This is a genomic window from Enterococcus sp. RTP21361st1_A6_RTP21361_211029, assembly GCF_040910045.1.
In the GTDB taxonomy this organism is placed as follows: domain Bacteria; phylum Bacillota; class Bacilli; order Lactobacillales; family Enterococcaceae; genus Enterococcus_D; species Enterococcus_D gallinarum.
The window spans coordinates 12,513-38,072 of record NZ_JBDGBK010000008.1 but is presented as its reverse complement, the minus strand read 5'-3'; the positions used below and the strand labels follow the sequence as shown (position 1 = coordinate 38,072).

Here is a 25,560-nt window from a genome sequence, read left to right as displayed (position 1 = left end):
AAACGACTAAATACCAAAACAAGGAGCCTATCTTCTTGTTTTGGTATTTTTGTGTGCGGTAGTCTTTAGGAATCAGTACATCGACAGCTCAAAAAAATAGATCTATTTACAAATACACTTTTTAAAACATAGAGAACGTTCATGCATTTAAAGGAATTTCTTGTTCTATGCTATACTTGGGGCATCAAAAAATACTTTTGACTAAAACCGATAAAACATGCAACGATAATACCGGGTGACGTTCTTTGAACTTTGTTATTGTGTAGGAGATGGGAGAGAAGACGAATGAATCCTTTAGAGAATATGAATCAGGCAATGGCCTATCTAGAAGAAAACTTGTTAGAAGAAATTGATTTTACACACATGGCTAAATTAGCTGGTTGTTCGGAATATCATTTTCGGCGGGTATTTTCCTATTTGGCGGGTATGTCTTTAAGCGAATATTTGCGATGCAGGAAATTGGTTTTGGCAGGAGACTTGTTGAAACAAGGAGCGAAAGTAATCGACACTGCAACGTTACTTGGCTATGATTCGTCGGATGCTTTTAGTAAAGCCTTTCGTGGGATGCATGGCATTTCTCCCTCACAAGCAAAACAGCTGGATGTTATTCTAAAAGCATTTCCACCAATGACTTTCCAGCTGACAATCAAAGGAGGTAACAAAATGGACTATCGGATCGTGCACAATGAACCTTTTCAAATCGTCGGTTTCAAAAAAAGGATCACGCTGCAGTATCAGGGAGAGAATCCGCAAATGACATCACTGTATGAAAAGCTGACGCCAGAGCGCATTATGGAACTCAAAAATCTGGCAAATATCCAGCCGCGAGGAATTATCAGTGTGTCGGCAAATTTTGTCGAACGAGAAGTGGAAGGAACAGCGCTTGATCAGTATGTCGGTGTAGCAACTACCCAAAAAGCATCAGAACCTTATGATGTGTTACAAGTGGAAGAATCTGATTGGGCAGTCTTTACAGTAGTAGGACCATTTCCAGAAGCAGTTCAAGAAACTTGGGCGCGTATTTACAGCGAATGGCTGGCAATGTCTGATTATCAATTAACTGGAGGACCCGAACTTTTGTGGCATGAAAGTCCTGATTTGTCTAAACCCGACTGCAAAAGCGAGCTATGGATTCCAGTCAGTAAAAGCTGATGATTGACGAATCAAACGTCACGAAAGAACGTGCAAAGTGAGGAATCAAAACAAGCCAAAAGAAGCACAGAAAGTTACTTCTGTGCTTCTTTTGTATATTCATTGAATAGGAGTTTGAGAAGAATCCATGATGTGGAATTTGTGAGAATAAGACGAGTGATGGTGCAAGAAACTTTGGGCGAAGCCCATTGCTCAAAATAAGTAAGCTAAAAAAATATATTCAAAATAAAAAATGTTATTGTATGTTTGAGAAGTAAGAAGTAGACTATTCTTAATAGTAGACTACTCTTAATGATAGAATGGCGCCTTTTATAGACAAACGTTTTTGAACAAGTATGCCAGGGAGGAGCTGGGTAAATGGACAAGCAAACGAGTAATCAATCATGGTTTTATAGTACATTTTCAAATGACATCCAAAAAATGTTACTCGATGGAAAGCGGGTAGCAGCACTGATTGAAATTGACGCCAAGGAATATCCTCAAGGGTTTGTCAAATGTTCAGCTGGAACGCCTAATTGCAAATGTATCATTGGAGAAGATACGATTGACATAATCAAGTTGGGGGAAAACCATTGTTTGTTTATGAAAAAGCAGGAACAGGAACTATTTCACATAAGAAGAGCAGACTTGGAATATCTTTATTTAGAGATAAGAAGATTAGGAGCTGCGACTAATGGGTACCATTTCTTATTTTTAGATTTGAAAAGCAAGATAAATCCGAACCCGCTAAAATTTGCTATCAATTCTTTGAAACCATTTTTGCTGCTGTGGAATCATCCAGCTTTTGCAGCAATTGAAAAAAGGATAGACGATCGCTTAACTCCTTTACTAAATTGCAATGATTCAGATAGGATCCCTGACGAAATCAAAAGTAATAGAATCGATATTCCTTTAGTGACTGATCGAATAGAATAGAGACAGATTCAAATTAGTCCAAGTGTCAGGTGAAACCCGACTATCGCATTTTCATTGAAACAAGCAAAAAGACTGCGAAGAACCTTTAGAAAGGTTCTGTCGCAGTCGTTTTCTTGTATACCATAATCAGTTCACCATTTTCTGGATCTATGTGGTGGGTATGCCTAAAGCCAAAAGCGGTATAAAACGAAAAGATCGTTTTGTTCTCTTTGTGGGCACTTAAATAGATTTTTTCCACTGTCCAATGGCAGAAAAGATAGTCTAGGAGCAACGGCATAAATTTCTTGCCTAAGCCTAATTTTTGCCAATGCTGATCGATCATCAAGCGATCCAACCAAATACTTTGTTCTTGTTCGTTATAGGCACCGACCATTGCAAAGCCGACAATGGTTTCTTCTTTGTACAAAGCAAGCGGGACCCAATGCAAAGAAGTATCATATGCAGCTTCCAGCAAGGAGGTGGTGTTGTCTTCAATAAAAGTATGTTGGGATTCTGATACTTTTAAGGCAGCAATTGTACGCCAAGTAGACTGGGACACTTCTTCAATTCTGACTGTCATAGTGTATGTCCTTTCTTCCATTTTTTTTTAGTATAACGAAAGCTGTCTCAAAGAACAAATACAGTTGCCGCAATTAGCAGCTAGTCTTGCGTTAGGGGGAGAAGCCGGGCTGTACTTTTCGTATTTAATTTACTTTTTAGCAATAGTTTACTTTTTGTTTACTATTTCCTGTTACTATAGTATTGGCTCAGTTTTTATTATTCTGATAATCAAATTTTATTTTCTTTATTTAAAAAGGTAAGAAATCGGATCATTGCGTGTGCAAGGAAGAAAGAATTCACTCTTTCACAACTGACTGAAGGCATCGGTTGAAGTACCTACAAGTATGGGCTAAAATCGAAAAAAATAGACAGCACCTCCTTTCAATAAGAGGCGGATCACGTCGTGAAAACAGGCGATCCCAATTTTTTCAAAGAGAACACTTTAAATGATGGCTGCATAACTATGTTGAATCATCGCTATCAAAGAGAAGAGGAAAAGAATGACTATCAAGCAGCGTTTATTTATATCGCATATATTGATGATTATTGTCCCAGTTTTATTGAGCTTATTAGCTTCAGTGATTGCTTTTTTAATGGTCTGGCGTTATTTCTGGGGGCTAGATGAAGGAGCCATGATCAAGAATACCGAATTTCGTGCCCAGTATGCGACGGTTGAAAGTCTGGTGATCAAATGGGATACGGAGAAGACGACAGATGCAGAAGTAGTCGCCGACATGCAACATTTCAAAAAGACCAATCATAGCAAAAATATTGCATTGCTGGTTTATCGCGGCGACAAGCTAATTTCGTCTGTAGGGGAAGTAACAGATCAAAAAATGAAAGAAACTGCTCTTAAAGAAGAGGGAGAACATAGTTACTTAAAAGATCAAACCTTTCTTACGACATTTGATACCAGCAACTACAAGATTATCTTGATCAATTCAAATTATTACAATGATTTGTATTATCAAGATCCATTATGGGATCGCGATTACAAAGCGATGTTGTCTCGGATCATCGTGTTAGTCGTGATTTTGATTTTGTCGATTATTTTTATTACTAGCCGTGTTCTGACGCGATATCTCACAAGAAGTATTACCGATCCTTTGGAATTATTGACTGTAGGTTTCTATAAAATCAGAGAAGGAGATCTGCAATATCAGATCCAGTATACGAAGCAAGATGAATTTTTACCGGTCTCAAAAGACTTCAACGGTATGGCACGTCAGCTGAAAGAAATGATGGATAATCAAAACAAACTGGAAACCAATCGTCGAGAATTGATCGCGGGTATTTCCCATGATCTGCGAACCCCACTGACTTCGATCAAAGCCTATGTCGAAGGATTAGAGAAGGGGATCGCTAATACACCTGCCATGCGGACCAAATATTTTACGATTGTAAAAAAGAAGATCGATGATTTGGACCAAGTGATTGCACAGCTTTTCTTGTTTTCTAAGTTGGATACCGGTGAATTTCCTTTCAATCTAGTGACAACTACTAGTAAAAAACTGATCGATGAATACATCGGCTTTATCCAGCAGGAATACGAATTGAATGGATTGACGATTCTATTGGAACCGACGGATCAAAACGTTTCGCTAGAAGTGGATCCAGTTCAGTTTCGTACAGTCTTAACAAATCTATTTGAAAATGCCCGCAAGTATGTGGATCGCAACGATAAACAAGTGGTCGTCTCTTATGAAGTAGTTGAGGAACAGTTTATCTTGTCGATCATTGATAACGGCAGCGGTGTTTCGGAAGAGAATTTGGAAGACTTGTTTGAACTTTTCTATCGCGATGACCGCTCAAGAACCAACCCGAGCAAAGGCAATGGCTTAGGCTTAGCGATTTCGAAGAAAATCATTGAAGGATTCAATGGAACGATTCAAGCGTACAACCATCCAGCAGGGGGATTAGCGATCGTTATCACCCTCCCAGTTAAATCAAAAAGGAAGTGATCGAAGTTGAGTGTACGAGTATTAATTATTGAAGACGATGAAGATATTTCAATGATCGAAAAAGATTTTTTAGAAATGGAAGGGTATGAAGTCCATATCGTTAACGACGGTTGTGTGGGCTATCATGAAGCATTGACGGAGAAATACCAATTGATCCTATTGGATGTGATGCTGCCAGGAATGGATGGACATGAGATTTGTCGAAACATTCGCGATAAAGTCGATATTCCAATCATTATGGTCACGGCCAAGTCAGAAGAATTAGAAAAGCTGCGAGGTTTAGGTATAGGTGCGGATGATTATATTTCGAAACCTTTTTCGCCAACCGAACTTGTCGCTCGGGTCAAAGCGAACATTGCACAATACAATCGGATCAAGCGCGGACAACAGACAGAAACTGTATCTAGTGAAATCGAATTAGGCGGTATCCGAATCAATTCACAAACGCATCGGGTTTACGTGGATGGAATCGAAGTTGACTGCAAACATCGAGAGTATGAGTTATTGCTCTTTTTGATGGAAAATCCAGAGATCGTCTTCAGCAAAGAACAACTCTATGAAAAAATCTGGGGGATGGAAGCACTAGGCAACATCCGAACCGTCGCCGTCCATATCAATCGTTTAAGAGAAAAAGTCGAGGAAGATCCCACCAATCCACAATATATTCAAACCGTCTGGGGAGCAGGGTATCGCTTTAAGGCGTAACATTGCAGCAAAGTGGTTAGTTGCTGCCTAAAAATATAGCAGCAAGAATCTTTTTTCAGCATAGGTGCTGTTTAAAGAGATTCTTGCTTTTTTTATGAAGAGATGACAATTTTGTTCGTGAAAGCCATTTTGTATTACAAAAATGTAAGCAGATTAAAAAAAACTAATAAATGAAATAAAAAGTTTATCGCCAGTTTATAAATTGTTTAACATTTCAAGGTCAATTATTTACTCCTTCATTCTAGAATCAATATAGCAAGAAAAGGAGGGATTTGGTGAAACAACGAATCAAAAATGAACATGTGCGTCAAGCACTCTTCTTTGCAGGCAAAACCCTTTTTTATTTCTGTATCATTTTGATGCTGATTTATCTTTATCATTATAAAAACGTGCAAGGTGGCACCTTTATCTATAATGAATTTTAGGAGGAATGTTCATGAACGTGGTAAATATTGTGCAAGCCATTGAAGAATGGGCACAAAAGGATCCAGAGAGGATTGCCTACCGAGAAGATGACCTAACATATACTTATGGACAATTAGCAGCTCGATCCGACCAATTAGCTGCCTATCTCGAGGAAACTCTGGAAACTCGCGGACCGATCGTGGTTTATGGCGAGTTAGAATTTGACATGCTAACAGCCTTTTTGGCAGCTTCCAAAACAGGTCGGGCATATATTCCGATTGAAAGTACCACGCCAAAAGAGCGTATTGAATTGATCCTCTCTGTGGTTACGCCAGATTTGATCATTAGCGTAGCTGACTGGCAAGGTCCGGAAACAATGATTCCAATGCTAGAAATAAATCAATTGGAAGAAATCTATCAAAGTGGGCGCAATTTAGGCACTACAAAAGTACTAGGGAAGGATGATATTTACTACATCATCTTCACATCAGGAACGACCGGCATCCCTAAAGGAGTTCAGATTAGTCATGGAAATTTATTGAGTTTCGTGCAATGGACATTGAAGGATTTTTCTTTACGCGAAGGGATGCATTATTTGGCACAGGCACCGTATTCCTTTGATCTCTCTGTCATGGGGTTATATCCAGCATTGACTTCTGGCGGCTGTTTGGTGCCTTTAAAAAAGGCGGTCATTAATGACTTCAAAACATTGTTTGGAACCTTGCCGCAATTGGCTATCAATGTTTGGATCTCGACACCTTCATTTATGAAACTATGTTTGATGGAAGAGACCTTTGACGGGATGCACGTTCCTCAGTTGGAACGTTTCTTATTCTGTGGGGAAGAACTACCAAAAAAAACCGCTCACGCACTGCTGGAACGTTTTCCAAATGCAAAAATCTACAATACCTATGGACCTACTGAAGCGACTGTTGCCGTATCCGGAGTGCAAATCACTGAAGAATTACTGGAGCAATATGATCGAGTGCCAATTGGGTATGTGAAAGAAGATTCGACGGTTTTCTTTATGGAAGAAGATCAACTAGTTCCTAAAGGGCAAGTAGGTGAGATCATCATTAGTGGTCCTAGCGTGTCAAAAGGGTATCTGAACAATCCCGAGAAAACAAAAGAGGCATTTTTTGTCCATGAAGGGCAACCAGCGTATCGAACCGGCGATAGTGGCAGAATGACGGAAGATGGTTTGTTGCATTATGAAGGGCGTCTTGATTTTCAAGTGAAGTTCCATGGGTATCGAATGGAATTAGAAGAGATCGACCATCATTTAAGCAATAGTTCGTGGGTCAAACAAGCCGTCGTAGTCCCTAAATATCAAGAAAAGAAAGTGGAACAGCTGATTGCTTATGTCGTTCCCGAAACGCACCCCTTCGAGAAAGAGTTCCAACTGACAAAAGCCATCAAATCTTCACTGAGTGAAACAGTGATGGAGTATATGATTCCGCAGCGATTTATCTATGTTGAGCAGTTGCCTCATACGGCAAATGGCAAAATCGACCGCAAATGGCTGACAAATGAGGTGAATCCTTCATGAACCTGCAGCATATGATTCCTTATGCAAATCCCACCTATTTCATTTGGCTAATGGTAGGATTGCTTCCGATGATGCTTGTGCTGCTGTTCAAACAAAAGCGTTGGCAATGGTATCAAACGTTACTCACACTAGTGGTATTGTACGTAAGTTTTGGTGGTGAATATTGGCAACAGGGGCTAGCGCTGATCGGATACGTCGTGTATCAGACATTACTCGTCTATGGCTATTATCAGCATCGCCAACGAGCAAATACTTCAGGCGTCTTTTATGGTGCAGTGGTAGCAGCGATTTTACCATTGGCATTGAGCAAAGTCACCCCTTTCTTTGTTGGACATGCCTCATTGATTTATTTCTTGGGTATCTCTTATCTGACCTTTAAATCAGTGCAAATGATCATGGAGATACGGGATGGACTGATCAAAGAATACCATCCTTGGCGTTATATCCAGTTTCTACTATACTTTCCAACGATTTCTTCGGGTCCGATCGATCGATATCGCCGCTTTGAGAAGGATCTGCTGAATCCGCCGACAAAAGAAGTGTATCTCGATTATTTAAACAAAGGAGTCGCCAAAATCATGCTAGGGCTCCTGTATAAGTTCATTCTTGGTTATTATCTCGGTCAAGTATTACTGCCGATCGTAACCAAAGAAGCCCTGCAAAATGGCTTGTTCTCTTGGGGAATGCTGAGTTATATGTATGTTTATAGTATGTATCTGTTCTTTGATTTTGCTGGCTATAGTTTGTTTGCGATTGGTGTCAGCAACTTCATGGGTTATGATACACCAGCTAACTTCAATAAACCTTTTCTGGCGCCTAATATCAAAGAATTCTGGAATCGTTGGCACATGAGTCTGTCTTTTTGGTTCCGAGACTATGTGTACATGCGTTTAATGTTCACACTGATCAAGAAGAAAGTTTTCAAAAGCCGTATCGTCGCATCCAATGTCGGCTATTTTGCCCTCTTTTTGTTAATGGGCATTTGGCATGGACTTACCTGGTATTACATTTTATACGGGGTATATCATGCGACATTGATTTGCGGAAATGATGCGTGGATCCGTTGGAAGAAAAAACAAGGAAATCTGCCATCGAACAACCTAACCAAAGCGGTGTCCACTGTATTGACCTTCCAAGCAGTTTGCTTTAGTTTTCTGATTTTCTCAGGAATCTTGGACAAATTATTCGTTAAATAAAAGGAGAAAAGAATATGACAACCAAAGAAGCAGTATTAGACATTTTAGAATCAGTTACAGGAAGTGATGAAGTAAAAGAAAACGAAACAATCGATCTTTTTGGTGAAGGATTATTAGATTCATTAGGATCTGTTCAATTGCTGGTTGAACTAGAAGGGCAGTTAGGAATTGAATTTCCCGTATCGGAATTTGACCGGGCAGAGTGGAATACACCAGCAAAAATCATTGAGAAAGTCGACACGCTGCAAAGCCGATGATGAAAAAACGACTACTCACGGCTTTTGGACCGCTTCTTTGTGTGGGGATTCTTGTCGGGGTACTCTTCCTTGGCCCTTGGAAGATCAATAGCTACGATCCGAAAGTCATCGCTCAAGCGGCGACGGCAATGAATGATGTGGTGTTTCGCGGGGATCGTATCAAAAATGAGGCAATAGCAACAGGAAAATATGTCCCATTTTTTGGCTCATCCGAATTAAACCGTGTGAGTGCCACCCATCCTTCCGTATTGTCGCAGAAATATCAACGTTCTTATACGCCATTTTTGATTGGTGCACCTGGCACCCAGTCGCTGACCCAGTACGCCATCATTCAATCAATGGCGAAAGAATTAGCAGGGAAAAAAGCAGTCTTCATCGTTTCCCCTCAATGGTTTGTTCCTAAAGGGTTGAAAGGAGACTATTTCAACCATCATTATTCCGAACAGCATGTGTACGATTGGCTCTCTTCGTTAAAGAAAGTCTCTGACACCGATCAATACTATGCCGAACGTCTCTTAGACTATTCGAAAGTGAAAGAAAATAGCTTGACGGAACAAGTCTTGAATGAAGTGAAATCCGGTAAGATACCGACTGATTGGCAGAAAAAACAGATTGATCTGCAACGATCTATTTTGAAACGGGAAGATGAGCTTTTTAGTGGTCTTGGGTTGGGGCACAACTTGACTGACAAAATCACTGCTGCTGCAAAGAAATTACCTTCTACCTATAATCTCGCTCAAATAGAACAAGTAGCCGATAATGAAGGAAAAGCAGAAACGACTAATAATTCTTTAGGGATCAAGAATTCTTTTTACCAACATAATCTGCAAAGCCGCATAGATAAAATGAAAGGCTCTCAAAAGAAATGGGATTATCGTTTTGGACCAGAATATAGCGACTTTCAACTAGTACTGACAGAATTTGCTCGCAACAATGTGGATGTCTTATTTGTGATTCCGCCCATCAATCAGAAGTGGATGGATTATACCGGCTTGCCGCAAGAGGTGTTGTCCGGTTTTGACAAAAAGATCCGCTACCAGTTAAGAAGCCAGGGCTTCATGAATATCGCTGATTTATCAACGAAGGGCAATCAACCCTATTTCATGGAAGATACGATTCACTTAGGCTGGCGTGGCTGGTTGGCAGCAGATGAATACATTCAGCCATTCTTGGATTCCAAGGTCAAAGAAAAACCGTTGTATGAAATCAACCATTATTTTCTCTCCAAAAATTGGCAGCAAGAGGCACCAAAAGATATTCAAGGGAAATGAAAAAGGAGGACTGTTGGAGAATAGGAATGCTGGAGGCTTCATTCAATGAGTAGACATACGAAAAGACATGCAAAAAGACGCTCAAAAAGACGCTCAAAAAGAAACGTTCAAAAACTATTGCTTGGGATTGATATCCTGGTAATCATTTGTGGTCTCATTGGCATCTACTACTTGTTTTTGCCAACGGAACCAACGGCTGCTTCTGATCATTACAGTGAGCAAGTCGCACATTCCAGTACTGCCAGCAGCTCCTCCTCCAAAAAGGAGCAACCCGCAAACAAGAAACAGGACTTGTTGGATGCGGGGAACTATGACAATCTCATTAGTGACCAAGAAGTCGTCACAGCCGAAGGAGCCAGCTACGATCAGAAAATTCTTTCCAGTGGTTTTATTGGAAGTGCATTGGTTGTAAAAAACGGGAAAGTCCTGCTGCACAAAGGGTACGGATATGCTGACAAAGCAGCTGATGTCAAAAACACCCCGGCAACATTATTCAATATTGGCTCGATGCAAAAAGGATTGACGGCGGTCTTGATCATGCGGGCAATTAAGGAAGGGAAACTATCCTTGACGGATACATTAGCGCGCTTTTATCCGTATATTCCAGGCGCTGCCAAGATTACGATTCAGCAAATGCTGCAGATGGCTTCCGGACTCAAACTTTCAGAAAATCCGCAAGGGCTGGAAGACGTGCAACAGATCCTCGACTGGGATGCCACCCATGCTGTCTTATCCGGAACCCAAGGAACATTCAAATATAGTCCCATCAACTACAATTTACTGGCAGGTATTTTGACAAAAGTATCAGGAAAAAGTTATGATGCGTTGTTAACGGATTTTTTTATCAATAAGAATGGGTTGAAACAATCTTTCTTGTATAAAGCCTTTTTACAGCAGGATCATCCTACGGTCAATTACAAAACGGATGGCGAAGCAGATCCTTACGGGAACCCTAACAATATTTCCTCAGCCAACTTGGCAGCTGAGGTAGGAACTGGAAATCTCTATATGTCAGTTGGCGACTTGTATCGCTATTATGATTTATTATTGAATGGGAAACTGCTGGATAAAGCTTCACTGAAGCAAATGTGGCAACCAGCCGCTGGCGGGTCCTATGCCGCAGGTTTTTATGACAAAGGGACTTATTTTCGGGCTCATGGTGGTAAAGGAGGATTCGAATCGTTTGGGTTGTTTTCTAAAGACAACAAAACCAGCGTGATCCTACTATCCAATCGTGGACGTAAAAGCGACACAGAATTAATGAATCAACTCTATCATCCGCTTGCAAATGTTGATGCTTCTTTTTGATTGCATCATTTTGCTCGTGCAAGCTTAGAGTTTTCAAGTAGGATACCCTCTGTTCCTAAAGACAAAAGCACATGCTTTCGTCGGGGCTGAGGGTGTCTTTTTTTAGTTTCTTTCAAAGGGGATCCTCACAGCAGTTTGTAATGATTCCAATGTATCTCTAGGGGCTAGATTAGAAGAATTTTAAAAAAGTAGGCAATTGCGTTTGAACTTCATTCTCAATTAGTCTAAAATAGTGAGAAAGAAAAGATACTGGAGGGAACAGAATGTCAGTTTTAGAAATCAAAAACCTGCATGTCCAAATTGAAGATAAAAAGATCTTAAAAGGTGTTGATCTTGTTTTAAAAACCGGTGAGATCCATGCCATCATGGGACCTAATGGGACAGGAAAATCTACCTTATCTGCAGCAATTATGGGAAACCCGAATTATGAAGTCACTGAAGGAGAAATCTTGTTCGATGGGGAAAATGTGCTGGAAATGGAAGTGGATGAGCGAGCACGTTTAGGTTTGTTCTTGGCGATGCAATACCCTAGTGAAATTCCAGGAATCACAAATGCTGAATTCATGCGAGCTGCTATCAACGCTAAACGGGATGAAGAGGACAAAATCTCTGTCATGGATTTTCTAAAGAAATTAGATCAAAAAATGGATCTATTGAACATGCCAGAAGAAATGGCAGAACGCTATTTGAATGAAGGTTTCTCTGGCGGGGAAAAGAAACGGAACGAAATCTTGCAATTATTGATGCTAGAACCAACATTTGCGATTTTAGATGAAATCGACTCTGGATTAGACATTGATGCCTTGAAAGTCGTCGCTAAAGGGGTCAATGAAATGCGCGGGGAAGGCTTTGGCGCGCTCATCATTACACACTATCAACGGTTGTTGAATTATATCACTCCTGACGTGGTACATATCATGATGGAAGGTCGCGTGGTAATGACGGGATCTGCTGATTTAGCGAAACGCCTGGAAGCTGAAGGCTATGCTGGAATCAGTAAAGAATTAGGGATCGACTACAAAGAAGAAGAAGCATAAGGAGGCAAGGCAAATGGCAAAATTACAGGATTATCTTGACCAAGTCAACGTGTTTTCAGCGTTGAAAGAAGAACCTGAATGGATGTTGGAACTCCGCCAAGCAGCCCTTGCAAAAGTGGATGAACTCCCGTTTCCAAAAATTGAACGGGTCCGTTATGAACGCTGGCCTTTGTTTAATATCAATGAAGCAGCACTTGTCGGTGAACAAGAATTCTCTGGCGTGATTGATCCAGCGGCAGCAGGATTGGGGGCAGTTCCATCCTTTGATGCAATGGATAGCCATCCAACGGTTGTTCAGTTTGATGAAACAACGGTCTTTGAACAATTACCGCAACATCTAGTGGATCAAGGTGTCATTTTTACGGACTTGTTTACCGCAATGAGAGAAGTACCAGAACTCGTCAATCAATACTATATGACTAAAGCAGTCCCAATGGATGAAGACAAAATGACTGCGGCCCATGCGGCATTTATGAATAGTGGTTTATTTTTATATGTACCCAAGAATGTCATCATTGAAGAACCACTAGAAGCAATCTTCTATCATAATGGCAATAGCCAAGCGCATTTCTTCAAGCATGTCTTGATCGTAGCAGATGAGCACAGTGAATTCAGCTACTTGGAACGTTTCCAAACCAAAGGGGATCAAGCCAAAAAGTTATCTGGAAATATTGTTGTAGAAGTGATCGCCAAAGCAGGGGCTAAAGTCAAATTCTCAGCTATTGATCAATTGGGGGTCAATATCACTACCTATATGAATCGACGAGGCTATGTCTTACGAGACGCTATGGTTGATTGGGCGATTGGTGTCATGAATGACGGCGATGTGATTGCTGACTTTGATTCAGACCTCGTTGGCGAAGGCGCCCATTCTGAAGTAAAAGCTGTTGCTATCAGTGCCGGTCGGCAAACACAAGGGATCGATACGCGAGTGACAAATAAAGCACCACATTCGATCGGCCACATTTTGCAACATGGTGTCATTAGAGAACGCGGCGTCTTGACCTTCAACGGTATCGGACATATTTTAAAAGGAGCCAAAGGTGCCGATGCCCAACAAGAAAGTCGGGTCTTAATGTTGTCTGACCAAGCTCGTGGCGATGCCAATCCGATTCTATTGATTGACGAACATGAAGTTACGGCAGGACATGCTGCCAGTGTGGGTCGTGTCGATCCAGAAGAAATGTACTACTTGATGAGTCGCGGCTTGCGCAAGGAAGAAGCAGAACGCTTAGTGATTCGCGGATTTCTGGGATCTGTCTTAACAGCCATTCCTGTGAAAGAAGTGCAACAAGAACTGGTGGCTGTTATTGAAGGGAAGTTACTTGCATGATCGATGCCCAAAAAGTGAAACAAGCGTTTCCTATCTTGGATCAAGTCGTCAATGATGAGCCATTAGTCTATCTTGATAATGCTGCCACCACCCAAAAGCCGGAAGCCGTTTTGAAGACGATCGCTGCCTATTATCATCAAGACAATGCCAACGTTCACCGTGGCGTTCATACATTGGCGGAACGGGCGACCCATTCTTATGAAGCCGCGCGGGAAAAAGTTCGCCATTTTATTCAGGCCAAAGAAACCGCCGAAGTGTTGTTCACTCGTGGTACGACGACAAGCCTGAATTGGGTAGCCCGCAGTTTTGGGGATCAATTTGTCAATGAAGGTGATGAGATCGTGATCTCTTACATGGAGCACCATTCCAATATCATCCCATGGCAACAACTGGCAAAACGCAAGAAAGCGATTCTGAAATATATCCAATTGACGCCAGAAGGTATCCTTGACATGGATGATGCACGTCAACAGATCACGGATAAAACAGCGGTGGTTGCCATTGCTCATGTCTCAAATGTTCTTGGTGTGATCAATCCAATTGCTGAGTTAACGCAACTAGCCCATCAACACCAAGCCGTGATATTAGTAGATGGCGCCCAAGCAGTTCCCCATATGTCAGTTGATGTCCAATCATTAGATTGTGACTTCTATGCTTTTTCTGGTCATAAAATGTGCGGCCCGACCGGCATTGGTGTCTTATATGGCAAACGTTATTGGTTAGATCAGATGGAGCCAGTGGAATTTGGCGGCGAAATGATTGATTTCGTTCATCTTCAAGAAAGCACGTGGAAAGAATTGCCATGGAAGTTTGAAGCAGGTACTCCAAACATAGCTGGCGCCATCGGGCTAGGGGCAGCGGTAGATTACTTGAGTGAACTTGGGTTAGCGGCCATCCATCAACACGAGGCTGAACTGGTCGCTTATGTTTTGCCAAAATTGCAAGCCATTGATGGACTGACGATTTATGGTCCACAAGAAGCAGCCAAACGAACAGGTGTCATCGCTTTTAACATCGACGGGATTCATCCCCATGATGTAGCGACTGCATTAGACATGGAAGGTGTCGCTGTCCGTGCCGGTCATCATTGTGCACAACCCCTCTTAAACTATTTGCACGTACCGGCAACTGCACGTGCCAGCTTTTACCTGTATAATACAAGAGAGGACGCCGATCGATTGGTTGACGCCATCAAGTTAACAAAGGAGTTTTTCCAACATGGCATTAACGAAATTAGATAATTTATACCGACAAGTCATATTAGATCATTCCAGTCACCCCCATCATCGCGGAACACTAGGAGATTCTACCTATAAAGTTGAATTGAATAATCCCACTTGTGGCGATGTGATTCATTTAGAACTCGCCGTTGAAGGGGAGACCATCAAAGACGTGGCATTTACCGGTGAAGGCTGTTCTATCAGCACTGCCAGTGCTTCAATGATGGGAGATGCAGTGATCGGCAAAACATTGACCGAAGCTGGAGAATTGTCAGGTTTATTTTCTGAATTGGTCCAAGGTCATACTGTTTCTGACAGTGACCGTCTAGGTGATGCTTCAATGCTAGGAGGAGTGGCTAAGTTTCCCGCGCGGATCAAATGTGCCACCCTTGCATGGAAAGCATTGGAAAAAGCGATCGCCGACGATACCCAACAATCAGATGTGGAACACAGACACTCGGAAACCGATGAGCATCAAGTAGAGTAGATTGCAGCAAAACAAAGGAGTGAGAACCATGGGTGTACCCGAATTAGAAGAATATAAATTTGGCTTCCACGATGACGTGCAGCCCGTATTTAGTACCGGTGAAGGCTTGACCGAAGACATCGTCCGTGAAATCTCACGGGTCAAACAAGAACCAGAATGGATGTTGGAATTCCGATTGAAGTCATTAGAAGCCTTCAACAAAATGCCCATGCAAAACTGGGGACCGGATCTGTCCGACATCGATTTCGATGCCATCAAATATTATCAAAAACCTAGCGACAGCCCAGCTCGAGACTGGGATGATGTACCAGAAAAAATCAAAGAAACCTTTGAACGAATCGGAATTCCCGAAGCAGAACGTGCCTATTTAGCCGGGGCTTCGGCACAGTATGAATCAGAAGTCGTTTACCATAACATGAAAGAAGAGTTTGAAAAGTTAGGCATCATCTTTACCGATACCGATTCAGCCTTGAAAGAATACCCAGAGATCTTCAAGCAATACTTTTCAAAATTAGTACCGCCAACCGATAACAAATTGGCTGCACTGAACTCAGCTGTTTGGTCCGGTGGAACCTTTATCTATGTACCAAAAGGCGTCCGCGTTGACGTACCGCTGCAAACCTATTTTCGGATCAATGCCGAAAACACCGGTCAGTTCGAACGAACATTGATTATCGTTGATGAAGGTGCCAGCGTCCACTATGTGGAAGGCTGTACCGCACCAACCTATTCCAGTAATAGTTTGCATGCAGCTATCGTCGAAATTTTCACCTTGAAAGATGCCTACTGCCGTTATACAACCATCCAAAACTGGTCCGACAATGTCTATAACCTCGTAACCAAACGAGCAAAAGCATTGGAAGGTGCCACAGTCGAATGGATCGACGGCAACTTAGGTGCCAAAACAACCATGAAATATCCAAGTGTCTATCTCGATGGCAAAGGCGCCCGCGGTACGATGCTCTCCATTGCATTTGCCGGTGCGAACCAAATCCAAGATACAGGTGCTAAAATGATCCACAACGCACCAAACACTTCCAGCTCCATCGTCTCGAAATCTATTTCAAAAGACGGCGGCGCCGTAAACTATCGTGGACAAGTCACCTTCGGCAAGAAGAGCGCAGGCTCTATCTCTCACATCGAATGTGACACTATCATCATGGATGATCTATCGAAATCCGATACCATTCCATTCAATGAAATCCACAACAGCCAAGTATCATTAGAACACGAAGCAAAAGTCTCAAAAATCTCAGAAGAACAACTCTACTACCTCATGAGCCGCGGCCTATCCGAAAGCGAAGCCACCGAAATGATCGTCATGGGCTTCGTCGAACCATTCACCAAAGAACTACCAATGGAATACGCCGTCGAGCTAAACCGATTGATAAGTTATGAGATGGAAGGCAGTGTTGGGTAAACCTGTTATAGGAGCTAGAACCCTTGATATATAAGGGTTCTAGCTTTTTTGTTTTGCCTGTATACTAGAAATGACCAGATTTTGACCAGCTCTTTTACTGATGAGCCATCATATCAGCAAAGTCTTGACCTGTTTTCTTAGGTGCATTATTTGTAATATGTGCATAGATGTCTAATGTCACTTTACTATTTTCATGCCCTAATCGTTGTTGAACTACCTTGACAGATTCTCCTGCTTCTAATAATAAACTAGCATGTGTATGTCTAAACCCATGAGGTGTAATACGAGGCAAGTTATATTTTTTCAAAATATATCTTAACCAATCATTAACAGTGTTTGGAATGTATAGAGTGTTTTTAACTGTTGTAAAAACATGTTGCTCTTTAGAGCTAGTATTGTATCCAAGTTTTAAATACTCTTCTTTTTGCTGTAATTTCCAGTTGTTGAGGATAGAAAGAGTCTCAGTATCTAAAGAGATAACTCGTCTAGAAGCTCTTGTTTTCGGAGATTGAATTATAACTTTACCAAATTCATCTACAGCAAGAGTTTTATTGACATGTAGTTCTTTATTAAACGTGTCTATGTCTTTCCACTGTAAAGCGAGTACTTCACTCTTTCTCATACCTGTGTATGCCAATAATCTGAAGAAGGCGTATTGTTTCATGTTACCAAAATCTTTAAAAGCATCCAGTAAATTATTAAGCTCCTCTTTTGAGTAAAATTTACGATTTTTCTCATACTCTTTTTTTCGTGGAAGAAGTGTTTTTTCCATAGGATTATTGTCAATATATTGCATTGCAACCCCGTAGCGTAAAATTTGTGCAGTCTGTTTTCTCATATAATCGTAACTTTCATATTTACTGTGCCATTCATCTACCACTTTTTGACAATATGGGACAGAGATATTCGATAGTTTAAGCTTACCAAATGCTGGAAGTATTTGATTATTTGCGTATCTTACTGAGATTGCGATTGTTGAAGCTTTAACACTGGTACGCTGATGAGTTATCCATTCATTATACAGGTCTTCAAATGTCATATCAGGTGCTTTCTTTTTAACACCGTATAATATTTGATGTCTGTACTCGTCATAATCTTTTTGAGCTTCTTGTTTGCTACTAAAACCTCTTCTCGTAGTATTTATTTTTTCACCAGTTCGTGGATCGGTGGCAATGTGTCCTTTATACATCCACGCCACTTGACCGTTTTTCTTTTTGTACTTTGATATTTTTGCCATTAAATCATCTCCTCTTAGTTTACAAGGAGTACTTACCACTAGATGGTATCACCTCCCTTCATTTTTTTCTTAGTGTATTTTTTCCCAATTGATGAAATCGTTTGTTCTAGCTTGTTTATATTATCAGTAATTTCTCTCACAGCTTCTTCGGGATAAGACATGTCTTTCAATTGAATAGGTAGCCATTCATCTACCATTCTTTCTAGTAGTTCTTCTATACTGCTAGTGAGGAAAAGAATGTTATTGTCAAATTCTTCTACAATAGCATTGATGAATAATTCTTCTATTTTTAAGATATTGAAAAGACTAATTTTTTCATTTTTAACTTTATTACAAGTCTTGTTAGCAATAAATTCTTGCATCTCTGGTTCTAATTTGGAATATCTATCCAGCCATGTATCTAAATTAGAGTGTACTGGTGGGAACTGTTGACGAAGATGCTGGAACAGGTTTTTATCTGGAAATGTTATACCATCTAGTACAATGCTATCTCTATAAAGAATAATTCCCAAAATATATTCTTCTACATTGCCACAAACTAACTCCTCTATACTCATATTTCCCAAATCAGCAATTCGGGATAATCGCTCTGGTATTGGTAAATAGGTTCCCTTCTCCCATTCGTAGATAGTTTTTTTGTCAATTAATTGACCGTTGTTAATCATAAGACCAAATGCTGGTTGTGTTAATTTTTTACTCTTTCTTATAGCTTTTATTTTTGTTCCGAGTATCTTTTTTCGTTCTAAATAATTTATTGGTGGACGTTTTATCATATTGACCACACCTCCTAAAATTAGTATACCTCAAAAAAAGGGGTGTTGTAAATAAATTTTACAAAGATGTTGACACCCCTTTTTTATCGAGGTATTATGTGTATGTCGATGAACTGGTAATCATTTTTTGTTTGATTAATCGGTTAATAACAAAATACTTTTATTTTGAGCAAAAAATACGAAGATAATTCTTAGAAAATTTGTTCAAGCAATCACGAAAGGAGGGGGAAATATGTCTCTACAAATCATTGATAGCATTGTTTCTATACAAGTTGAACAACAAGTGAAAGAGATAATTACAGTGCTAAAGCCTATGCTAGAAGACATTATTTCTGGAGTCACTCTAGAGTATATGGACTATCAGCAGGCAAGTGAATATCTAGGTGTATCAGTAGGAACGATTAGAAAATATGTTTCTCAATACGGGTTACCTGTTATAAAAATTGATACGGTCATTAGATTTAAAAAATCTGATATTGATAGTTTCATGGAACGGTATAAAGGTTGAGTAAACAAATAAGACTAAAACATATAGTAATAAAGAGTTTGTTTTTATTATCTGTATGTTTTAGTCTTTAACAGAATTTTATAAGGAGGAAACACAAATGGAAACATCAATGATTAATATTCCAATTTATGTAGATCAAGAAAAATTATTAGAGAAGCCAGTTACAAAAAAAGAAAAAACTGATGTAAGAGATAGGTGTTTAGATAACTATAGAGAAGTTACAAGAGATGAGTTTGTAGAGATACTAAATTCATCACAATCATTTATTCCAAGCAAGACAAAGAATAAAGGCAATGACAAGGAGAGTTTTGTGGAAACCAGAGTAATTATTCTGGATGTCGATAACACTGTTAAAGATGAGAAGGGGAAGGTAGTAGATTTGAGTAAAGATGATAGTAGATACTTAAGCGTAGAAAAGGTTTTATCTATCAATTTAGTTCATAATTCTGCGTTTGCGATACAAAAAAGTATTCGGTACTCTGAAAATCTAGAAAAATACAAGATTGTCTTTCTATTAAAAGAAGCAATTACTGACTATGGTAAAATGGTTGCTGTTTACGAATACTTGAAAAAGAACATCCCCGGGTGTGATGACAATGTAAATGCTTCGAATAGAATGTTTTTTGGAGGATATAAGTCAGATGCAGTGATAATAATTAATGAAGACAACATGTTAGATATTACTGAGCTTCCGATTGATTTTACCATGACATGTTCTAAAAATTGTCAAAGTGATTCAGGGAGAGAGTATGAACTAGTCAATGAAACCGATTTTGTTAAGTTGATAAAAAATGACGACAAAGAAGAAATGAAACAGTGGTTTAAAGACTGCCTGTTTGATTCCTCCGACATGTCTTTTAATGAGATTTATGAAAGATTGTTAACCATTGATATGAATAAATTACTTAAGTCAAGTAAAAACTTAAGATGTCTGTTTCACAACGATCATAATCCCTCTGCTAGTATTTTTACCAGTAAAACTGGGCATTCCATTTTTTATTGTCATTCCAGTAATTGTGATATCAGTGAAAATTTTATTGGAGTTGTGATGCTAATTTTAAAGAAAGACAGTCGGGTAGAAACATTTAATTGGCTATTAGAGAACCTAGACTTGTATCCTACACATTTTCGAAAATTGAAAGAGGAATCAAAAGTACTTTTTGACACTCTTGAATCAATGAAAGACAAACTTTTCAGGACAATAAGGAATTATCTAGAGGAAATGCGACGTGTCTATGATGTCTTGCTTTCTGATGTTAATTTTTTTGATGATAGTAAGGAAAGTGTGACTTGTATTTTGTCGGGGGAACAATTAGCTAAAAAAATGAGTTCTTACTATGGTAAAACTTATGACATAGATAAATGTAATAAGTTACTATCACTTATGACTTTTATAGGATTGATAAAAAAATTAGATGATGAAGATGTTCCTTTGAAGATGCTCGAATACCTAAATAGGTTAAAGGAAGAGAAAGCGTTAGGAAACTTTAATCATAAGAGAAGCAATGTCTATCGATTAGACGTTTTTAATGCAACTTCTGTGATTCAAAAATTGAATGAAGATATCCTTCCACTTCTGGAAAAAATTCATTTTACATATCAATATTTTTCTTATGAATGGGTTAAGATATGTTTTAACGAAAAAGAGGCTAAAAGAGTATTTCCTCAAAATTCCCGATCAGAACTCAGCAAGGAAAAACAATTGATTTTAGATGAAGCACATGAAGTTTTACAGGGCTTATCGTGGCAAGGGACATATCTAATGACAGAGAAAGAACTTATTAACACTGTTTGTGAACGCCTACGTAATGTTGGGGATAACAGCGTGAAAAATGCTTTAATAAAAAACAGAGGCTACTTTGTTAAACAAGGATTCACTCTTGAACGAGCTTCTAAGGATATTAAGAAACTATACAATGTGAAAGCAAGTAGTAGTTTTTTAATATATTTAGCGAAAGGGGCAGGGATAGATGAAACAATAAAAGAATTGATATTATCAGGAGCTGGGATAGTTCCTCTGTATCAATTTACAAGTGTAACAAGAGATGATGGACGGAGAGTAAGGAAGAGAAAAGACCCAATTGTATTAAACTAGACAGGTTATCCATAGCTCTTAATCTTATTTCATCTCAATACACCCACCGTTAAAGTTCGGTGGGTTATTTATTTTTCAATCTTTCAATAGCTGATTGCGTTCATTTTCTTGCCTTTTTAATAGCTTCATATAGTCAATTGTTCGAACTGCATCTTCAGTGCTAAGAGAACGATAGAGAGCCAAAAACTCTTCCTCATAATCTACGACAACATTGTCTAGAAAATGGCTTACAGGGGTTCCTAGGGCTCTAGAAAGAGCTGTTAAGCTATCGAGGTTAGGCTCTGTTACAGAATTTTCCCATCTTGCTACTGCCTGTTGTGTAGAGAAGATTTTTTCAGCTAATTCTTTTTGTGTCCACCCGAGAGCTTTTCGCTTTTCTCTAATGACCTTTGCATATTGTTTCTGTTTCATTAATACACCCCCATCTCAGTATAGTACAACAAGTTGTTGTATTTGTAATGGTATTTGAAGTTTTTTATATTTTATGAGTTGAAATACATCATATTGTTGTATATAATAAAACAGGAGGGGAGAATCATGAAAAAAGTAAGTAATCTCAGCCGATACAGAAAAGAAAAAGGACTTTCTCAAACGGAGTTAGCAAAAAAAATGAATGTTACACAGCAATGTGTAAGTTCGTGGCAAACAGGGAGAACGATTCCTAAACCCTATCAAATGAAGATGCTTTCTGAGATATTAAGTGTACCAATGAATGAGCTGTTTTCTGATGTATTTAATAAAGTAAACAGTTAACTAATAAGCAATTGAATGATTTTAGGAGGAGAAGACATGTATTGTAGAAAATGTGGCAAAGAAATAACAGATGAAAGTAAGTATTGCCAGTTTTGTGGAGCACTACAAGAAACAGATGAGACAACCGGAACAGACACAGTAAAGAAAAGTACTGAGCAGACAATTAATGAAATGAAGGAACAAATCGTACATGGACAAGAGACAGGGAAGCTGTATTTGATTATTGGTTGGATTTCTATGGTAGTATCGTTAGCATTTATTCCTGTTGTATTTGGTGCTGTTGCTGTTATTATGGGCTACTTATATCGAGAAAAAGATGAGAAAATGGGTACGATTTTGATGATAGCAGGGGTAGCTGGAGCAATCTTTGGTGTACTTTTAGGGATGTCAATGTACTGATAAGAGGGATAAGAGCAAATTATTTTGGAGATAGGAGATAAAAAGTTGAATAAAGTAAATATGAACAAGAAGTTTGTCATTATAGGTATTGTTGTCTTGGCTATTATAGGTATTATTTTTTCAAAAATGACAGGTACATCTGGATTAGAGAAGTCATCAAAACCATTGGTAACACAGATTTTACAAGAACAGTACAACTTAAATCGATCATGTGATGATGTGACGATTACTCATGAAAATGGAGATAACACATACCGGGCTAAAGCTATATTAGACAATGGAAGTGCTATCAACATAAATATTGAGTACTATCCAAAGAAAGACCGTATATATGTGGAGATACCATATGCTGAGGTGTTAATGTTAAATTGATTTAAATGTATTATGCATACCGTCCAAACAGGAACTCCCAAAGGTGTAAATTCACTAGGGAGTTTTTATAGTTTCCTATAAATTAAATACTAATACAGGTGACAAAAAAATATTACAATGATTGTCGGGAATTTTTATGTTATTCACTGTTATAACAATATAAAAGAAATGAAAAAGAAAAAATTATTATGGATATGTTTGGTATTTTTATTGATAATTGGTGGAATTGAAATACTTACTACATGTAGATTAGAAATAAATCAGTTTAAACATTTGCTAGTTAATTTTTAAGAATACTAGCCCAAATCATTCTATCGATACCTTTATATCTCGGAATGATTGAAATTGGCTATTGCTTACTGATTTTTACCAAAAAAACAAGTATCACTATTGTTGCCTATATTGTTGGAATGCTGTTTATTCCATCCTTTACTCACCAAATTCATCAATTTTTCCCAAGAGCAGAATTGTTGAAGTTGTGTGATCCGTTATATGCATTTTTGATGCTTTCACGATTTTGGGAATTTCCCGCTGGTTATGTAGGAATGGTTTTACTGGTATAGTTAATATTAGATATACTTATTTTAGCAGTAAGTATACGCAGATATACCCTAGTTGATGTGATCTAACTGTTATATTACCCTATACGGTCAAACGAAAAGATAAAAAATTAAATTCCCTGTTGATTGCGCTATCATAATGTGCTATTATTGGATTACAGCAAAATAACGTTATTGGCATGTTACTGATTATGCAGGCAAGACCAAGACAAACTAACACTTCAATGTTGATTGGGGCGTGGTTTGACTTGGTCTTTTTTACTGCTTTAAGGAGAGAGAATAATGGATTACAGAGAAGTAGGAAGAAATGTATTGCAACAGGTTGGGGGAAAAGAAAATGTGGTCAGCTTAACCCATTGTGCCACCAGACTGCGTTTTGAACTCAAAGATAAAAGGAAAGCCGATACGAAAGCCTTAGAAAAAACACTTGGTGTAATTAGTGTGGTGGATAGCGGTGGACAATACCAAGTGGTGATTGGCAATGAAGTCCAAACAGCCTTCAAGGAAATTCAAAAGGAAGTGGGAACTTCAATTAAAAAGGGCCCCTCTTCAGACAATCAAGAAAGTATTATTTCAAGATTGATTAGTGTCATTTCTACCACCTTTACACCGATGATTCCAGCTATAACAGGTGCCGGGATGGTAAAAGCCATTTTGGCCGTCTTGACTTTGACTGGTGTACTATCAGACAGTAGTCAAACTTACATCATTTTGAATACTATTGCTGATGCAGCCTTTTATTTTATGCCAGTACTATTAGCCTATGGGGCAGCCATAAAGTTTGATGTCAACCCAATTTTGGCGATTACTGTTGCTGGCATTTTGCTTCATCCAAATATTTCACAGCTTTTTTCTACTGGCGATGCCGTTTCTTTTCTAGGAATTCCGGTATTAGCTGCAGATTATGCGGGATCAGTTTTACCGATTATCTTTACTGTTTGGATCATGTCCTATGTAGAGCCCTTTGCGGATCGAATTTCGCCTTCGTTTATTAAATTCTTTACTAAGCCGATGCTGGTATTTTTAATTATGGGGCCTTTAGCGTTGGTTGTCATTGGACCGTTTGGAACGTTGCTGAACGATCTTATAGCAATGGGGGCTGAATGGATTAACGGCAAAGCAGCTTGGTTAATTCCATTTTTGATGGGTGGTTTGCAGCCATTTTTGGTGGTTACGGGTACAGCTTGGGCAATGACGCCAATCGCTACTATGCAATTGAGCAGTACGGGTTCTGAAATGATCAATGGGCCAGGAATGCTGGCTTCTAATATTGCTCAATCAGGTGCTACCTTTGCTGTAGCCGCGAAAACTAAAAACAAAGAGTTGAAGCAGCTAGCTGTGTCCACTGGGATCACTGCTTTAATGGGAATTACTGAGCCTTCACTCTATGGAGTAACCTTGAAGCTGAAAAAACCATTAGTTGCTTCCATGATTGGTGGTGCAATTGCTGGTTTGTATGCTGGCTTGAGCGGTTTAGTCAGATATGCCTTTGTTTCCCCTGGCTTAGCAGCCTTACCAGCCTTTATTGGAGAAAATCCAATGAATATTGTTCACGCAATTATTACTTGTGTAATCGCCTTTGTTGCAACCTTTATCATTGCTTATCTAATTGGATTTGACGATACTTCTGATGAATCAGAGCAAACGGCAATAGCCGAAGCAGTCATTGTTGAAAATCCGGTAAAAGGAACCGTGTGTCCTATTTCTGAAGTGAACGATGCTGTCTTTTCTAAGGGACTATTGGGAAAGGGCGTAGCCATTCATCCAGAAGAAAACAGCATTTATTCACCTGTTGAGGGAGAAGTCATTACTATTTTAGAATCTAAACATGCGATTGGTCTACGTTCTAAAGAAGGTATTGAATTATTGATCCATGTGGGGATCGACACCGTGAATTTAAAAGGGGAACCCTTTGAAGTATTTGTAAAAGCAGGAGATCAGGTGTCAGCAGGACAATTATTAATCAACGCCGATTTCGCTGCCATTAGAAACGCTGGCTACGATGATACAGTGATTGTGGTAGTGACCAACAGTGAAAATTACGCAGGAATTAGTGAAGCAAGCGGAAGCTTAAAGGAACACGAACCATTGATGCAAATTAGTTAAG

25 protein-coding genes are annotated in these 25,560 nt (G+C 39.3%); 21 read left to right on the top strand and 4 right to left on the bottom strand.

The window, feature by feature from the left end:
* Window positions 1–285 precede the first annotated feature (285 nt).
* Window positions 286–1,152 (top strand): AraC family transcriptional regulator, encoded by an 867-nt coding sequence (locus tag AB5Z52_RS02555; RefSeq protein ID WP_005470224.1) that lies wholly within the window; start codon window positions 286–288, stop codon window positions 1,150–1,152.
* A 357-nt stretch (window positions 1,153–1,509) separates the two neighbouring features.
* Window positions 1,510–2,067 carry a hypothetical protein gene (locus AB5Z52_RS02550; RefSeq protein WP_003128291.1) on the top strand — a complete coding sequence of 186 codons (558 nt, stop codon included), beginning with the start codon at window positions 1,510–1,512 and terminating at the stop codon, window positions 2,065–2,067.
* A gap of 85 nt (window positions 2,068–2,152) precedes the next feature.
* Here AB5Z52_RS02550 and AB5Z52_RS02545 read toward each other — a convergent pair whose 3' ends face one another.
* Window positions 2,153–2,626 carry a GNAT family N-acetyltransferase gene (locus tag AB5Z52_RS02545; RefSeq protein ID WP_029486348.1) on the bottom strand — a complete coding sequence of 158 codons (474 nt, stop codon included), beginning with the start codon at window positions 2,624–2,626 and terminating at the stop codon, window positions 2,153–2,155.
* 481 nt (window positions 2,627–3,107) lie between these two features.
* Between AB5Z52_RS02545 and AB5Z52_RS02540 the strand changes: the two genes are divergently transcribed.
* From AB5Z52_RS02540 to sufB, 13 genes are all read left to right on the top strand, one after another.
* Entirely contained in the window at window positions 3,108–4,568 is a 1,461-nt protein-coding gene (locus AB5Z52_RS02540; protein WP_003128293.1) for an ATP-binding protein, read from the top strand.
* A gap of 6 nt (window positions 4,569–4,574) precedes the next feature.
* Window positions 4,575–5,273, top strand: coding sequence for a response regulator transcription factor (locus tag AB5Z52_RS02535; RefSeq protein ID WP_003128294.1), 699 nt, complete (start codon window positions 4,575–4,577; stop codon window positions 5,271–5,273).
* A gap of 302 nt (window positions 5,274–5,575) precedes the next feature.
* A complete protein-coding gene (locus AB5Z52_RS02530) occupies window positions 5,576–5,698 on the top strand; it encodes a teichoic acid D-Ala incorporation-associated protein DltX (RefSeq protein WP_225585975.1) in 123 nt (40 codons plus the stop codon).
* A gap of 11 nt (window positions 5,699–5,709) precedes the next feature.
* Window positions 5,710–7,227 (top strand): D-alanine--poly(phosphoribitol) ligase subunit DltA, encoded by a 1,518-nt coding sequence (gene dltA / locus AB5Z52_RS02525; protein ID WP_003128296.1) that lies wholly within the window; start codon window positions 5,710–5,712, stop codon window positions 7,225–7,227.
* Window positions 7,224–8,423, top strand: a complete 1,200-nt coding sequence (dltB, locus tag AB5Z52_RS02520; protein WP_003128298.1) for a D-alanyl-lipoteichoic acid biosynthesis protein DltB — start codon at window positions 7,224–7,226, stop codon at window positions 8,421–8,423. Before dltA ends, dltB begins: the two co-directional genes overlap by 4 nt.
* A gap of 14 nt (window positions 8,424–8,437) precedes the next feature.
* A complete protein-coding gene (gene dltC, locus AB5Z52_RS02515; RefSeq protein WP_003128300.1) occupies window positions 8,438–8,680 on the top strand; it encodes a D-alanine--poly(phosphoribitol) ligase subunit DltC in 243 nt (80 codons plus the stop codon).
* Window positions 8,677–9,951 carry a D-alanyl-lipoteichoic acid biosynthesis protein DltD gene (gene dltD, locus AB5Z52_RS02510; RefSeq protein ID WP_137264604.1) on the top strand — a complete coding sequence of 425 codons (1,275 nt, stop codon included), beginning with the start codon at window positions 8,677–8,679 and terminating at the stop codon, window positions 9,949–9,951. The genes dltC and dltD overlap by 4 nt, the downstream gene beginning before the upstream one ends.
* A gap of 45 nt (window positions 9,952–9,996) precedes the next feature.
* The gene (locus AB5Z52_RS02505; protein WP_029486352.1) at window positions 9,997–11,259 is read left to right on the top strand and encodes a serine hydrolase; all 1,263 of its coding nucleotides are present in this window, start codon (window positions 9,997–9,999) and stop codon (window positions 11,257–11,259) included.
* Between the two features lie 263 nt (window positions 11,260–11,522).
* On the top strand, window positions 11,523–12,296 hold the full coding sequence (gene sufC, locus AB5Z52_RS02500) for a Fe-S cluster assembly ATPase SufC (RefSeq protein WP_003128303.1): 774 nt from the start codon (window positions 11,523–11,525) through the stop codon (window positions 12,294–12,296).
* Window positions 12,297–12,309: 13 nt separating this feature from the next.
* Complete coding sequence (sufD, locus tag AB5Z52_RS02495) at window positions 12,310–13,629, top strand: Fe-S cluster assembly protein SufD (RefSeq protein ID WP_003128304.1); 1,320 nt, start codon at window positions 12,310–12,312, stop codon at window positions 13,627–13,629.
* On the top strand, window positions 13,626–14,870 hold the full coding sequence (locus AB5Z52_RS02490; protein WP_288551564.1) for a cysteine desulfurase: 1,245 nt from the start codon (window positions 13,626–13,628) through the stop codon (window positions 14,868–14,870). The genes sufD and AB5Z52_RS02490 overlap by 4 nt, the downstream gene beginning before the upstream one ends.
* Window positions 14,848–15,336 carry a Fe-S cluster assembly sulfur transfer protein SufU gene (sufU, locus tag AB5Z52_RS02485; RefSeq protein WP_003128306.1) on the top strand — a complete coding sequence of 163 codons (489 nt, stop codon included), beginning with the start codon at window positions 14,848–14,850 and terminating at the stop codon, window positions 15,334–15,336. Before AB5Z52_RS02490 ends, sufU begins: the two co-directional genes overlap by 23 nt.
* A 28-nt stretch (window positions 15,337–15,364) precedes the next feature.
* Window positions 15,365–16,756 carry a Fe-S cluster assembly protein SufB gene (gene sufB, locus AB5Z52_RS02480; protein WP_005470231.1) on the top strand — a complete coding sequence of 464 codons (1,392 nt, stop codon included), beginning with the start codon at window positions 15,365–15,367 and terminating at the stop codon, window positions 16,754–16,756.
* A gap of 94 nt (window positions 16,757–16,850) precedes the next feature.
* Here the strand turns inward: sufB and AB5Z52_RS02475 are convergent, their stop codons facing one another.
* The gene (locus AB5Z52_RS02475; protein ID WP_002287705.1) at window positions 16,851–17,993 is read right to left on the bottom strand and encodes a site-specific integrase; all 1,143 of its coding nucleotides are present in this window, start codon (window positions 17,991–17,993) and stop codon (window positions 16,851–16,853) included.
* A 38-nt stretch (window positions 17,994–18,031) separates the two neighbouring features.
* Window positions 18,032–18,766: a helix-turn-helix transcriptional regulator gene (locus AB5Z52_RS02470; protein ID WP_002287709.1), complete on the bottom strand. Its 735-nt coding sequence runs from the start codon at window positions 18,764–18,766 to the stop codon at window positions 18,032–18,034.
* Between the two features lie 232 nt (window positions 18,767–18,998).
* On the opposite strand from AB5Z52_RS02470, the gene AB5Z52_RS02465 reads away from it, so the two are divergent.
* Both AB5Z52_RS02465 and AB5Z52_RS02460 read left to right on the top strand, forming a co-directional pair.
* Window positions 18,999–19,274: a helix-turn-helix domain-containing protein gene (locus AB5Z52_RS02465; protein WP_002287723.1), complete on the top strand. Its 276-nt coding sequence runs from the start codon at window positions 18,999–19,001 to the stop codon at window positions 19,272–19,274.
* A 97-nt stretch (window positions 19,275–19,371) separates the two neighbouring features.
* Window positions 19,372–21,369, top strand: a complete 1,998-nt coding sequence (locus tag AB5Z52_RS02460; RefSeq protein WP_002323107.1) for a hypothetical protein — start codon at window positions 19,372–19,374, stop codon at window positions 21,367–21,369.
* A 75-nt stretch (window positions 21,370–21,444) separates the two neighbouring features.
* On the opposite strand, the gene AB5Z52_RS02455 is transcribed toward AB5Z52_RS02460, so the two are convergent.
* Window positions 21,445–21,780 carry a helix-turn-helix domain-containing protein gene (locus tag AB5Z52_RS02455; protein ID WP_002301912.1) on the bottom strand — a complete coding sequence of 112 codons (336 nt, stop codon included), beginning with the start codon at window positions 21,778–21,780 and terminating at the stop codon, window positions 21,445–21,447.
* Between the two features lie 126 nt (window positions 21,781–21,906).
* On the opposite strand from AB5Z52_RS02455, the gene AB5Z52_RS02450 reads away from it, so the two are divergent.
* From AB5Z52_RS02450 to AB5Z52_RS02435, 4 genes are all read left to right on the top strand, one after another.
* On the top strand, window positions 21,907–22,122 hold the full coding sequence (locus tag AB5Z52_RS02450; protein ID WP_002298398.1) for a helix-turn-helix transcriptional regulator: 216 nt from the start codon (window positions 21,907–21,909) through the stop codon (window positions 22,120–22,122).
* A gap of 36 nt (window positions 22,123–22,158) precedes the next feature.
* The gene (locus tag AB5Z52_RS02445) at window positions 22,159–22,521 is read left to right on the top strand and encodes a zinc ribbon domain-containing protein (protein ID WP_002298396.1); all 363 of its coding nucleotides are present in this window, start codon (window positions 22,159–22,161) and stop codon (window positions 22,519–22,521) included.
* A gap of 45 nt (window positions 22,522–22,566) precedes the next feature.
* Window positions 22,567–22,893: a hypothetical protein gene (locus AB5Z52_RS02440; protein ID WP_002298394.1), complete on the top strand. Its 327-nt coding sequence runs from the start codon at window positions 22,567–22,569 to the stop codon at window positions 22,891–22,893.
* Between the two features lie 842 nt (window positions 22,894–23,735).
* Entirely contained in the window at window positions 23,736–25,559 is a 1,824-nt protein-coding gene (locus AB5Z52_RS02435; protein WP_002298390.1) for a beta-glucoside-specific PTS transporter subunit IIABC, read from the top strand.
* Window position 25,560: the final 1 nt, after the last annotated feature.

Bases quoted from the DNA above. Each gene is read 5' to 3' on its own strand.
- AB5Z52_RS02555 (WP_005470224.1), top strand. From the start codon at position 286: ATGAATCCTTTAGAGAATATGAATCAGGCAATGGCCTATCTAGAAGAA.
- AB5Z52_RS02550 (WP_003128291.1), top strand. From the start codon at position 1,510: ATGGACAAGCAAACGAGTAATCAATCATGGTTTTATAGTACATTTTCA.
- AB5Z52_RS02545 (WP_029486348.1), bottom strand. From the start codon at position 2,626: ATGACAGTCAGAATTGAAGAAGTGTCCCAGTCTACTTGGCGTACAATT.
- AB5Z52_RS02540 (WP_003128293.1), top strand. From the start codon at position 3,108: ATGACTATCAAGCAGCGTTTATTTATATCGCATATATTGATGATTATT.
- dltA (WP_003128296.1), top strand. From the start codon at position 5,710: ATGAACGTGGTAAATATTGTGCAAGCCATTGAAGAATGGGCACAAAAG.
- dltB (WP_003128298.1), top strand. From the start codon at position 7,224: ATGAACCTGCAGCATATGATTCCTTATGCAAATCCCACCTATTTCATT.
- dltC (WP_003128300.1), top strand. From the start codon at position 8,438: ATGACAACCAAAGAAGCAGTATTAGACATTTTAGAATCAGTTACAGGA.
- dltD (WP_137264604.1), top strand. From the start codon at position 8,677: ATGATGAAAAAACGACTACTCACGGCTTTTGGACCGCTTCTTTGTGTG.
- AB5Z52_RS02505 (WP_029486352.1), top strand. From the start codon at position 9,997: ATGAGTAGACATACGAAAAGACATGCAAAAAGACGCTCAAAAAGACGC.
- sufC (WP_003128303.1), top strand. From the start codon at position 11,523: ATGTCAGTTTTAGAAATCAAAAACCTGCATGTCCAAATTGAAGATAAA.
- sufD (WP_003128304.1), top strand. From the start codon at position 12,310: ATGGCAAAATTACAGGATTATCTTGACCAAGTCAACGTGTTTTCAGCG.
- AB5Z52_RS02490 (WP_288551564.1), top strand. From the start codon at position 13,626: ATGATCGATGCCCAAAAAGTGAAACAAGCGTTTCCTATCTTGGATCAA.
- sufU (WP_003128306.1), top strand. From the start codon at position 14,848: ATGGCATTAACGAAATTAGATAATTTATACCGACAAGTCATATTAGAT.
- sufB (WP_005470231.1), top strand. From the start codon at position 15,365: ATGGGTGTACCCGAATTAGAAGAATATAAATTTGGCTTCCACGATGAC.
- AB5Z52_RS02475 (WP_002287705.1), bottom strand. From the start codon at position 17,993: ATGGCAAAAATATCAAAGTACAAAAAGAAAAACGGTCAAGTGGCGTGG.
- AB5Z52_RS02470 (WP_002287709.1), bottom strand. From the start codon at position 18,766: ATGATAAAACGTCCACCAATAAATTATTTAGAACGAAAAAAGATACTC.
- AB5Z52_RS02465 (WP_002287723.1), top strand. From the start codon at position 18,999: ATGTCTCTACAAATCATTGATAGCATTGTTTCTATACAAGTTGAACAA.
- AB5Z52_RS02460 (WP_002323107.1), top strand. From the start codon at position 19,372: ATGGAAACATCAATGATTAATATTCCAATTTATGTAGATCAAGAAAAA.
- AB5Z52_RS02455 (WP_002301912.1), bottom strand. From the start codon at position 21,780: ATGAAACAGAAACAATATGCAAAGGTCATTAGAGAAAAGCGAAAAGCT.
- AB5Z52_RS02450 (WP_002298398.1), top strand. From the start codon at position 21,907: ATGAAAAAAGTAAGTAATCTCAGCCGATACAGAAAAGAAAAAGGACTT.
- AB5Z52_RS02445 (WP_002298396.1), top strand. From the start codon at position 22,159: ATGTATTGTAGAAAATGTGGCAAAGAAATAACAGATGAAAGTAAGTAT.
- AB5Z52_RS02435 (WP_002298390.1), top strand. From the start codon at position 23,736: ATGGATTACAGAGAAGTAGGAAGAAATGTATTGCAACAGGTTGGGGGA.